This is a genomic window from Gemmobacter caeni (assembly GCF_003054195.1).
GTDB lineage: Bacteria > Pseudomonadota > Alphaproteobacteria > Rhodobacterales > Rhodobacteraceae > Gemmobacter > Gemmobacter caeni.
Genome location: NZ_QBKP01000002.1, coordinates 15,432 through 26,184 on the forward strand (window position 1 = coordinate 15,432; position 10,753 = coordinate 26,184).

Sequence of the window (10,753 nt, forward strand, 5' to 3'; positions counted from 1 at the left end):
TAAGAACATTTTGAGGCCGTCATGCCGGTTTACCCGATCGAAAATCCTGTGAGCGTTCAGGGGGAGATGCGCCCTCTCATCGTCGGAAAAGTCAGCGCGGGCTTTCCCTCACCCGCAGCTGATGATCTCGAGGAGGAGATAGACCCGATCGCGTGGGTGGTCCGTCGCCCCACGTCGACCTTCTGGTGGCGGGTGGAGGGGGACTGTCTGTGGGACGCGGGGATTCGCGACGGGGACCTGATCGCCGTGGACCGGGCCGGCAAGCGCCGGGTGGGCAGGGCCGTGCTCGCGGTCGTCGAGGGGGCGGTGACCGCAAAGATCCTCCGCAAGGCCGCGGGCCGATATTTCCTGTCCAGCGCCAACGCAAAGGACCGGTTCCCGGACATCGAGCTGACCGCGGACAGTGAGGTCTGGGGGGTTATCGCGGGCGTGGTGCGACGCTACCCGATCGAATGAGCCGGCCGATCGCGATCAGCGACAGCGCAAACTTCTATGTGAGCGCGGAGCGGATCTTTGACCCGTCCCTGCGGAACGTCCCCGTCATCGTCCTGTCCAACAATGACGGCTGTGCGGTGGCCCGCTCCGATGAGGCGAAGGCGCTCGGGATCAAGATGGGCGCACCCCTTCACCTGATCCGGGACAAGGTCTTGGCGCACGGGATCCGGGTCTTCTCGTCAAATTATACGCTATACGGGGATATCTCACGCCGGGTGGTCGAGGTCTATGAGGCCTTCTCCCCCGTGGTGGAGGTGTACTCGATCGACGAGAGCTTCCTGGACTTCGGCGGTTTCCGGGACCGGGAGGCGCACGCGCAGGAGATGCGGGCGCAGGTCCTCTTGCAGGTCGGGGTCCCGGTCCGGGTCGGGATCGGCCCGACCAAGACCCTGGCCAAATGCGCCAACGAGGTGGCCAAGAGGAACCCGATCTTCAAGGGCGTGCTCGACCTGATGGACCGGTCCGTGGCGGACTGGGTGTTGCCGCGCGTCCCGGTCGGGGACGTTTGGGGGGTCGGGGTCCGGACGCGCGCCAAGCTCGCCCCGCTCGGGGTTCATACCGCGGCGGATCTGCGTGACATGCCCGCCCGGCAGGCGCGGGACCTGGGGTCCGTTGTCCTGGAACGCACGGTCCGGGAGCTGCGGGGGGAGCCCTGCATCCCGCTCGACGAGGCGCCGCCCCCACGCAAGGGAATGGCCGTTACCCGTTCAGCCGGGGCCCCGATGCGCGATATGGAAACGGTGATGAGTGCGCTGGCCGCCCACGCCACCCGGGCGTCCGAGAAGTTGCGCCAGCACGGGCTGATCGCGGGGACCATGACCGTGTTCTTCCACACAAGTCGGTTCAGCGTGGGCAAGCCGCAGCACGCGGCCTTCCGAACGGTGAAGCTGACCCCGATGACCTCGGACGCGCGCGACCTGGTAAGCGCGGTCCGGGCCTGTGTGGAGGCCTCCTGGCCGCAACACGGCGGACCCTACGCCTTTGCGAAGTCCGGCGTTCTTCTGGACGACCTGATGACGGAGGCGGACCGGCCGCGCACCCTCTTTGATGTCGAGGAGCCGAGCACAGGACGGTCCCCCGCCGTGATGCGCGCACTCGACGCGGTCAACGCCCGGTTCGGGAAGAAGACGATGGTTCTCGGGTCTGAGGGGACAACGCGGGCCTGGGAGATGCGCGCGGAGCACCGCAGCCCCCGCTACACGACCCGCATCTCGGACCTGCCGGTGGTGAGATGATCAGGGCTCCGGATCATCCGACCCGGCCCGGGCTTCTGTGCGCTCCTCCTCGAAGACGCAGGCGACGCTCGCGAGCGAGCCGATCGCCCCGTTCAGATCTCTTACGGTCCGGATATGATGCGCGATCTCCGGTCCGTTCTCTGGTCCGAAGTCCGGGCGCAGCCCCTCATCGGTCATGATGAACCGGCCGATGGGGAGGTCCCGCCCACCAACCTCCCGGACCGCGAGGACCCGGACGACGCCCCCCTCCCCGTCCTCTTTCATGTCGACCCGGTAGGTCCCGTTCTGGGTCTCGGTGCGCAGGGAGCGGACCGGACCGTTCAGTTCGGCCCGGGCGAGGTCCCGCCCGTCGTTGCAGGAGAACGCCTCCTCCCCGGCCCCGTGACCGGCCGCGGCCAGCTCCGGGGCGAGCGCGAACCACTCCGCGAGGTGGCGCTCCACGTCCTGAGCGGCGATCCCGGCCCAGAAGGCGGTCAGCCGGCGGGTGACGGATGCGTCAAACATCCCGCCCGCCGCATGCACCATCGCGTGACCCGCCTCCTCCAGGGGGACCCGATGCTCCGACCCGTAGCTGATCCAGGGGAGTGATCCCACCTCCGCGGCCCGCTTGGCGACCAATGGCGCGAGGTCCGATGAGCGGATCAGGTCCGACAGGATCCGGAGCGGGATCTCCGGACAGGCCCCGCCCCGGTCATTGCTGTGAGTCAGCATCCCCTCATGGCGCTGATAGGACGGGTTCGGTCTCAGCGTGAGCTGGATCCCGTTCCACCAGGTGTCCTGATAGGCTTTCAGGGGCAGGAAATGCCGCGCATGGGCGAACTCCTCCACATGGGCGGGCTTGCCGCCCGGACCGGTCCCCCGCCAGCCCTTGGCGCCGAGATCGAGCGCGGTCCCGTAGACGACCGATACCCGGTCCCCGCGCGCGGCGGGCCGGTAGCTTGCCGGGTCGTCCTCCAGCCGTTTCAGCTCCGCCATCAGGGGATCGTCCTTCTTGGGGAACAGGCGGGCCATAAACAGATCACGTGGCGAAACCCCGGCGTTCGCCTCGGCGATCCGGGCCTCGATCTCCGCCTCGCGCGCCTCCGCCGCCTCCGTCATGACCGGGTTGAACCGGACGGAGAGGTGCCAGGCCCCCGGTTCCGTCTCATGGACCAGCATCAGGTCGATGTTCGTGCCGGACGGGCCCGGCTCCCAGAATGCGCGCCAGCCGCTCTCCGACACCTGCGGCGTGTCCGGCCCGAGGTCACGGGCCCGGAATGCGATCTCCGAGATCGCGTCCTTCATGCACTCGGCCGCGTGATCGATGGCGGCGCCCAGAACGAGCGAGACGTCATTGTACCGGTCGTACCCGACCGTCGCCTCCAGGGCCGCCTGAAGCGCCTGATCCGGGTCCAGATCAACCGCCGGATAGGTGGCCGGATGGGTCTCATCGCCCAGCTTCCACGTTGGTCTGCTCTTGTTTTTCATATGAATTTCCAGGTATTTATGAGGTGTTCTTAAGTTTCAGGTTCAGGGTCGCCCGGACCGGAAAGATGCGCGTTCAGCCGGTCGAGCGCCGTCTCGCGGCTGACCGGAATCCCCTCCGGGTCGAGGTCCAGGTCCTCCAGATCCGTCGCGGTGAACCAGGTCCGGAACGGCCCGTCCCGGAGCGAGATCCGGCCCGCTGAGGCCATCGCGCTCAGCTTCTCCAGCCCGTCCTGCACGAGGATCAGCTTCAGGAGCGCCTCCGGCTCGGAGCGGGCGTGAACCCCCTGATAATGGACATGGGCGTTCCCCATCATGTCGGAGACCCGCGACCAGCCCCGGACCGGCCCGTTCGACGGCGGCGTGAGCCGGGCGATGAGCTCCCCCGCCTCCGCGATCCGGTCGAGCCCTCTGAGCCCCCGGTACCCGTCGCGTTGCAGGAGCCCGCTGTTTGCGAGCTCCAGCCCGGCCAGCTCCGCCCCGATCAGCCGCGGGGCGACCCGCCACGGGTCCCTCCGGTCCAGCCCGTCCAGCTCGATGATCAGGGTGAGCGGCCAGACCTGTGGGGTCATCGCGGCGCGAAGATAGCTGACGAGCCGGTCCGTCTCCGGCGCGTCCAGGAGGTGCGGGTCCGCCCGCTCATCCCCGCCCCGGAAGGTGAGCGCCCGGTCGTTCAGGCTGATCCGGATCCGGGGGTTGCGGAACCAGGGCTCCTCCCGTGCAGAGGCCCGAAGGTCCGGGTCGATGCGGGCGGAGACCGTCTCCGACCAGTCCGCGAGGGCCGCGTCGAGCGGGCCGATATCGGGGTTTCGGGTCATGGGGCTGGTCCCTCCCCCTCCTCGAACCGGCGGAACCGGACGTCCAGCTCCGTCTCGAGCACCCGCTCGAGACGGCCGATCAGCCGGCCCGCCGGCTCCGAGACCGTATCCGCGGTGACGACCCAGGGTTCCGGCTCGAGCCCCTCTCCCAGGCGCCGGTCCGTCTCCCGCAGGAGGAGCTCCGCGAGCCCGGCCGTGAGGGCGGATCCGATCCGGGCGCCGCGGTGATCCGCGTCCACCTGGACCATCTCCACATGCGCGGTCCCGCCCCCGGCCGGGTCCGGGGAGAGCTCCGCACTCAGGTATCCGACCGGGCGCCCGTCCAGATCCGCGACCAGGCTGAACCCGTCAGGCCCGGGCTCCCCGAAGAACCGGTCCCCGCAGCCGACCGTCTCCGTCCCGTCCCAGCTCATCTCCAGGAACCAGGCGGGCCGCCCTCCACGGTGCAGGCGGACCCGGACCCCGTCCGGGGCCCGGAAGGCGGCGCGGAGCGCGTCCCGGACCGGGCGCGCCTCGTCCAGCTCCAGATCTTCCCTTGTCATTTCCTGCTGTCCAGGAGCGTTCATGGCCCCTCCAATCCCGAAAGGTTTTCATTTTCCAACATATGCGCCATGAATCCCGCGTCCGGCAGCCAGGCCTCCGGCAGCGGCCCGTCGATCCGGGTGAGGCGCGCCTCCGCGCCGGGCGGGCCGAGGTCCGCGGCGCGGGCGACGTAATGCGTCGTCTGAGGATCCGCCTGCAACCCCCTGAGATCAATGACGCCTTTCGTCCATTCTTCCATTCTTGCCCGGGTCGGCTCGGAGAGGACGTAGGCCCAGCCCCGCCCGTCCCCCTCCGGGAGCGCGCTGGCGATCAGTTCCGCCCGATCGCCGTCTCCGGCGTCGCGCGTCACGCGCAGCAGGAGCGGCTCGCCCGCCTCGAGGAGGACCGCCTCGACCCGGGCCGGGACCTGCGGTCCGGGCCGGATCCGGACCCCGATCTCGTCCGGGTCCCCGTCCGCCGGGAAGAGCCGCATCACGAGATCGCACTGCGCCTGAAAGAGGCGCTGGTCCTCGGCGAGGAGGGCCGCGCTCACCTGGTGCCGCATCCGGTCCGGGTCCAGCTCGATCCGGTTGTCGATGATCCGGGTGGGGGCGTTCGCCTGGTTCTCCCAGGCGGTCCGCTCCCCCTTGGCGCGGGCCACCGCCTCCGTGGCGGCGAGCCCGGACATGACCCCGTGGACCACGTAGCGCCAGTTCCGCCCCGGCCAGGCCCCGACCGGTCGGGGCGGGTCGCCCCGGTAGATGGTGGACGGCTCCGGGTCCCGCCAGAGGTCGACCCGGGTCCGGCCGAACTTCGCGCTCAGCACCTCCGCGCCCGCCGGCAGGTTGTACCCGTGATCCGGGTTCGGCTGGAAATCGGGCGTGAGCTTCAGGTCCGGCATCAGGTTTCTCCGTTTCGGGGAGGCTCGCACGCGGGCGTGAAAACGCGCAGCCCGAAACGCGCCCCCCCTAATCGATGTTCTGGAAGATCAACCAATGAGTGAGGTACACCTCGTAACCTGTTGATTTGGGGTTCAGATGTGAGGGTCAGATGTTCGGTTCTGAAAAGGGCTCATCGGCCAGGGACAGGTCCGGCCGGGCCCTGGTGACGATCGCGGCCCGGGTCCGGATCTCCCAGACGGGGCCGTCCGGATGCGGGTGTCCGGCCCAGTAGGCCTCCGCCGCCCGGGCGATCTCCGGGTGGTCCGGGGCGTGATCGTCCAGCAGGCAGCAGATCCGGCTGATCCAGTTCTGGTCGTGGCGGCTGAACGCCCCCTCCGGGCTCACCTCGACCACGTGGTCGAGCGGGGCCCCGCAGGGGTCGAGATGGTCCGGGTCCTGGCAGAGGAAGACCGCCTCCGCATGCGGGATCCCCCAGTCCGGCCGGTACCGCTCGAGGACGCGCACGAACTCGAGCCCCTCCCATGCTGCGGCCCGGTCCGGTTGCGGGGTGAGTCGGCGCCCCACCGGATGCGGGTCATAGGAGCCGTGCAGGAAGAGCATGATCAGAGGTCCGGCTCGAGGTCCGCGTGGGCCGCGTCATCCGCCGCCATCTCGGCCCGCTCCTCGATCTGCTCGACCGCCCGCTCCTGGAGCCGCCCCATCGCCCCCTCATCCGCGACGAAGGCGTCATGGACGTCGTCCGGGCAGGGGAGCGGCCCGTTGACCCCGGTGAGCCGGATCCCCCGGATCTCGAGGTCAGGCCCCTCCGCCGGCTCCGTGCGGGAGGCGGAGAGGCCCGGGGTGAGGGCCCAGTCCACCTCCAGCTCGAGCGTGACCGGCCCGAGCAGGTCGTCCTGGTGGTCGAACTCGATGAGGGTGGTTCCTGATTCGGTTTTTCGCATGTCGGACCTCCGGCTGCTGCTGCCCGGACTCTGCGGCCCGACCCCGAAAACGCCAAGCGGCTCAGCCGGGCTCCGGGCCCGGCTCGGAGCGGTCCGGGTTCAGCGCCGCCTCGGCCGCCGCACGTGTCTCCGGCTCCCCGGTCCGGTCCCGGATCTCCGCGAGCGCCCGACGCAGGGCGAGGAGCTCCGCCCGGTCCGCGGCCAGGTCCTGAGCCGCGTCCGAGATCAGCTCCGGCAGCGGCCGGTCCGGCTCCTCATCGGACTGGTACCAGTCGAGGACCGGGCCGAGGGCGGCCCGCGCCGCCGCCTCCGCCCCGTGAAGGGCGGGGAGGCCCGGGACCTCCTCCGGGGCGAGATCGCCCGGCTGCGGGTGGCGGCAGGAGAGGGCGGTGTCGTTGATCGCCCCCGCCACCTCGAGGACCCACTCGCCGGTGCTTTTGCGGAACCAGACGCAGGCGTCGAGCGGGTAGACGGGTCCGGCGTAGCCGAAGGGGCGACGGATCACCCCGGCAAGGTCGGCCCGGATCCCCGCCCACTCCTCGATCGAGGCGGCCGCGTCCGCGGTGTCCCCGGTCCCGGTGTGGTCGTAGCCCTCCATCAGCCGGTCAAGCCGGCCGAGCGGGCTCTCCGGGTCGGTTCCGGCCCGGAGCGTCTCGATGCGGGCCTGGGCGGCGCGGATCCGGTCGAACAGGGGCTGGGCCCGGCTCATTCCGCCCGCCCCCGATCAGGGCGCGACAGGGACCGGTCCACGGCCCCGGTGACGCGGTCGAGGAGCGCGCCCTTCTCCGCCGCCTCCGGCCCGAACCGGGTGAGGCTCGCGTCCAGCAGATCGACCAGCTGTCCTTTCGGGAGGTTGATCTCCACCCCGTCCGCCAGGGCGCGGGAGGAGGCGACGGTGTCGCGCGCGGCCCGGAACCCGTCCGCGTAGCCGACCCCCTTGGCCGCCTCGATGAGGTCCCGGAGGAGCCGGGCCGCGGGTTTGCGCAGCGGAAGCGCCCCCGGGTCCAGGTGCCCCTCCTCGAGGAGCGCGATGGTGAGGTCCCGGCAGCCGATCCCGTCCGACTGGCTGCGGATCATCTCGACCCGCTCCTCCGGGCTGAGCCGGCGTTCCCGGGTTTGCATCGGGTTCTCCGGGGTCCGCGGGAGCGTCTCGTCGAGCACGTAGACCCGGTCGCATTCGAGGCGCCGCTCCAGCGCCGCGATATGCGCCAAGAGGTCCCCCCGGCTCGTCTCCTCGTTAACATCTTCCACCCCCTGAAGAGAGGTGGATTTCCGGCGGGCCGTTGGGGGAATTGACCCCTGTCGTCCCGCTGGGAGTTGACGGCTCATCGGGCGCTAACGCGTTCCCCTCCCCGTCCAGCAGCGGCGCGTTCCTCCGCTGTCGTGCCTCGTCCCCGCGCAGGGCGCGGTTCACAATGTTGATCGCCGCGTTATGGTCGGCGTTGGCGGCGTTGCCGCAGGCGGTGCAGACGAAGGTCGCTTGGTTCTTGCGACTCCCCTCGTCCACGTGCCCGCATTCGGCGCACTCCCGGCTCGTGTTCCGGGCCGGGACCTTCACCATGACCCCGCCCGTCTCCTCCAGCTTGTAGCTGAGGAGCAGCTCGAACTGGTGCCAGCCCACGTTCAGGATCGCCCGGTTCAGGCCGGACTTTGCCGCGACGTTGCGGCCCGGCTCCTCCACGGTCCCGGCCGCGGACCGAGTCATGTTGAGGATCCGCAGGTCCTCGATCGCCACCAGCCCGAAGGTCCGGGCCAGGTGCGTGGTCAGGACGTGGGCGAGGTGTTTGCGCGCCCGCGCGTTCGAGCCCCGCAGCTTAGCGATCCGGCTACGGAGCAGCCGGTACCGCTGGGATCCGCGGGTCCGGCGCGCGAGCTTGCGCTGGAGACGGCTGACCAGCCGCTCCCGGCGCGCCACCGTCTCGGGCAGGCGCCAGACGGACCCGTCCGAAAGCGCGAACGGGATCGCGACCCCGCGGTCCACCCCGACAGCCCTTGCCGGGAGCGGTCGGGCCGCCACCTCGCAACGCAGCGCGATTGACACCTGCCAGGCCCCGTCGGGGCCGAGCCGGACCGTGGCGCTGCGGATCTCCACCGCCCCGTCCGACCGCTCCCGCAGGGGGCGGGTGTCCCGGTACCGGACCCAGCCGATCTTCGGGATCCTCACCTCGGACCATTTCCCGTTGAGGCGGCGAACCGCCACCTCGCGGCCCACGTGTCGAAACGAGTCATGGACCCCCTTCTTGCGCGGGGTCGGGAACCGGGCCCGCCCCTCGAAGAAGTTGGCGAAGGCGCGGTCCAGGTCGATCAGGGCCTGGTTCTGCGCCGTCTGGCTCACCGCCCCGATCCAGTCCACCTCCCGCCGCAGCGCCGACAGCTCCCCGGACAGCCCCTTCGAGCCGAAGTTCCGGGACCGGCCGCCCCGGTACGGGCGTCCGCCCCAGGTCCGGCGCTGCTCGAGGGCGAGGTTATAGACGAGGCGGACCACGCCGGCGGTCCGCGCCAGCAGCGTCAGCTGCTGGGGGGTCGGATAAAGCCGGTAGACATGGGCGCGATGAACTTGCATATTCGCAAACGTACCGTTTGGTCGAAAAGGGCGCAAGATGGAATATCGCAAAGGCCGACACGTGGTGTCGGCGATCCACGTTCACTTGGTCTTTGTGACCAAGTACCGGCGTGGGGCGCTGGACGACGACGCCCTGTCCCGGCTTAAGGACACCTTCGCGGCGGTCTCCGCCGACTTCGGGGCTCGCCTCGTGGAATGCGACGGGGAGGCGGATCACGTCCACCTCCTGCTGGAATACCCGCCAACGTTGACGTTGGCGCGGCTGGTCAACTCCCTGAAGGGGGTCGGGTCCCGGCTCCTGCTGCGCGACCGGCCGGAGCTGCGGCGATTCGCGCAGAAGGGGCTCTGGTCCCCGTCCTATTTCGCCGCAAGCTGCGGCGGGGCTCCGATCGAGATCGTGCGAAAATATGTCGCCAACCAAAGATCGGCGACATGAATCGTCTCCTATCCCTCCCCGCCGTGAACAGACGGGGCTTCCCGGAGATTAGGGTGAACGCTGCGCTCGAATCTGAGGACTTTGGACGTGACGTTGTCCGAAGAAGCGCGGGGAATCACCAGTTAGACAACATGGTCGCACTCCTGCCTGATGCGTGTTCCGTCAAGCAGCGACTAAAGGACCTGGCGAATTTGACCGACTATGCCACGTCTTTCAGGTATCCGAGTCCGTCCGGCAGAATTCCTCGAGCTCCCTCTTTTGAAAAAGTGACTAACTGGATCAATAAGGCACGCGCCTTAGTTGATCTGTACGCTTCACATTTTTCTGTGGACCTCTCGAAAAACGAGCCGATAGCGCAAAACACGAGCCCGTTTCGCGAATCCCACGACAATGATGATCTGTCGCCCAGATAGACAAACCGGTCCGGAGGGGTGACGATACGGGCACCGCAGCCCTCCCGTCTCATGCCCGCTCAGAGGTCCTCGTAGAGGATGTTGAGAAAATCCGCCAAGGCGCGGATCTCCCGGTCACAGTCGGCCCCGGAGAGGGGCCGCTGATGCGTCGTAGCCTCAAACGGGAGGACCGCCCGGTCCCCGAACAGGACGACGGCGAAGTCCGGGCCGAACTGATGAGAGGTGTAATACAGGCCCTGAGCGTCTGGGCAGCCGGCGTGAATCGTCTCCGCCCAGGCCCGCGTGGCCGGGTAGGTCACGGTCGGTCCGGCCAGAAGGGCGTTCCGGCCGATCCCGAGCCGACGCTGCCCCTGCGTGGTCAGATCGACGAGCCGCAGGTCACGCGCCGTGCGGATCAGGCTGTGCGCGCTCCCGCGCCACTTGTGCGGCCGGACCGCGATCAGGACCGGGCGCCCGGTCAACGGGTCGATCGGCTCGAGGTCCGGACAGCGCAGGACCGTCTCCCCGACGGCGCAGGCGAAGGTCCCCGCCCCGTATATCGTCGGGATCACCGCCCCGTCAGGCCGGCGGATCGGCGAGAAGCGGGCGTTGCCGAGCGCGGAGTCGTTGAACTGGGCCGGGCCGAACCGGTCCGGGTGGATCCGGTGAAGGTCCGTCCCGGCCGGGAGGGGGCGGTACGAGACGCGTGACGGACGTAAGACCGAGGGCGGCGGGATCTCGATGGAGAAGGTGGTCATCCGTTAAGGACCTCGGCGAGCTCCGCCGCGAAGGACTGAACGACCTCGCCCCCCGTCCCCCAGCCGGTCGCAGGGGCGCGCCCCCTGAAGGCTGCGGTTCGGGCGGGTCAGCCAGTGGAGGAGCGCCATCCGCCCGCCCCACGCGTCCGTGCGCATCTCCAGCAGCCGCAGGAGCGTCGGATGAACCCGGCGCTCCGCCACGTCGAACTGGAAGAGCGGGTAGGCGG

At 69.6% G+C, this 10,753-nt stretch carries 13 protein-coding genes; 3 read left to right on the forward strand and 10 right to left on the reverse strand.

Going from position 1 to position 10,753, the window contains the following annotated elements:
* Window positions 1–21 precede the first annotated feature (21 nt).
* Window positions 22–456 carry a LexA family protein gene (locus C8N34_RS02810; protein WP_108127521.1) on the forward strand — a complete coding sequence of 145 codons (435 nt, stop codon included), beginning with the start codon at window positions 22–24 and terminating at the stop codon, window positions 454–456.
* Window positions 453–1,730, forward strand: a complete 1,278-nt coding sequence (locus tag C8N34_RS02815) for a Y-family DNA polymerase (RefSeq protein ID WP_108127522.1) — start codon at window positions 453–455, stop codon at window positions 1,728–1,730. Before C8N34_RS02810 ends, C8N34_RS02815 begins: the two co-directional genes overlap by 4 nt.
* On the opposite strand, the gene C8N34_RS02820 is transcribed toward C8N34_RS02815, so the two are convergent.
* The 9 genes from C8N34_RS02820 to C8N34_RS02860 form a co-directional block, all read right to left on the reverse strand.
* Entirely contained in the window at window positions 1,731–3,197 is a 1,467-nt protein-coding gene (locus tag C8N34_RS02820) for a hypothetical protein (RefSeq protein WP_108127525.1), read from the reverse strand.
* Between the two features lie 29 nt (window positions 3,198–3,226).
* Window positions 3,227–4,012 (reverse strand): hypothetical protein, encoded by a 786-nt coding sequence (locus C8N34_RS02825; RefSeq protein ID WP_108127527.1) that lies wholly within the window; start codon window positions 4,010–4,012, stop codon window positions 3,227–3,229.
* Complete coding sequence (locus C8N34_RS02830) at window positions 4,009–4,578, reverse strand: GNAT family N-acetyltransferase (RefSeq protein WP_108127529.1); 570 nt, start codon at window positions 4,576–4,578, stop codon at window positions 4,009–4,011. The genes C8N34_RS02825 and C8N34_RS02830 overlap by 4 nt, the downstream gene beginning before the upstream one ends.
* Window positions 4,575–5,435, reverse strand: a complete 861-nt coding sequence (locus C8N34_RS02835) for a hypothetical protein (protein ID WP_108127531.1) — start codon at window positions 5,433–5,435, stop codon at window positions 4,575–4,577. Before C8N34_RS02835 ends, C8N34_RS02830 begins: the two co-directional genes overlap by 4 nt.
* A 145-nt stretch (window positions 5,436–5,580) precedes the next feature.
* On the reverse strand, window positions 5,581–6,036 hold the full coding sequence (locus C8N34_RS02840; RefSeq protein WP_108127533.1) for a hypothetical protein: 456 nt from the start codon (window positions 6,034–6,036) through the stop codon (window positions 5,581–5,583).
* A 2-nt stretch (window positions 6,037–6,038) separates the two neighbouring features.
* Window positions 6,039–6,377: a hypothetical protein gene (locus C8N34_RS02845; RefSeq protein WP_108127535.1), complete on the reverse strand. Its 339-nt coding sequence runs from the start codon at window positions 6,375–6,377 to the stop codon at window positions 6,039–6,041.
* A 61-nt stretch (window positions 6,378–6,438) separates the two neighbouring features.
* On the reverse strand, window positions 6,439–7,086 hold the full coding sequence (locus C8N34_RS02850) for a hypothetical protein (RefSeq protein ID WP_108127538.1): 648 nt from the start codon (window positions 7,084–7,086) through the stop codon (window positions 6,439–6,441).
* Window positions 7,083–7,499, reverse strand: coding sequence for a hypothetical protein (locus C8N34_RS26170; protein ID WP_158640458.1), 417 nt, complete (start codon window positions 7,497–7,499; stop codon window positions 7,083–7,085). The genes C8N34_RS02850 and C8N34_RS26170 overlap by 4 nt, the downstream gene beginning before the upstream one ends.
* A 115-nt stretch (window positions 7,500–7,614) precedes the next feature.
* Entirely contained in the window at window positions 7,615–8,940 is a 1,326-nt protein-coding gene (locus C8N34_RS02860; RefSeq protein ID WP_108127540.1) for an RNA-guided endonuclease InsQ/TnpB family protein, read from the reverse strand.
* A gap of 37 nt (window positions 8,941–8,977) precedes the next feature.
* Between C8N34_RS02860 and tnpA the strand changes: the two genes are divergently transcribed.
* The gene (gene tnpA / locus C8N34_RS02865) at window positions 8,978–9,376 is read left to right on the forward strand and encodes an IS200/IS605 family transposase (protein ID WP_108127543.1); all 399 of its coding nucleotides are present in this window, start codon (window positions 8,978–8,980) and stop codon (window positions 9,374–9,376) included.
* A gap of 472 nt (window positions 9,377–9,848) precedes the next feature.
* Here the strand turns inward: tnpA and C8N34_RS02870 are convergent, their stop codons facing one another.
* On the reverse strand, window positions 9,849–10,526 hold the full coding sequence (locus C8N34_RS02870) for an RES family NAD+ phosphorylase (RefSeq protein ID WP_108127545.1): 678 nt from the start codon (window positions 10,524–10,526) through the stop codon (window positions 9,849–9,851).
* Between the last annotated feature and the right edge of the window lie 227 nt (window positions 10,527–10,753).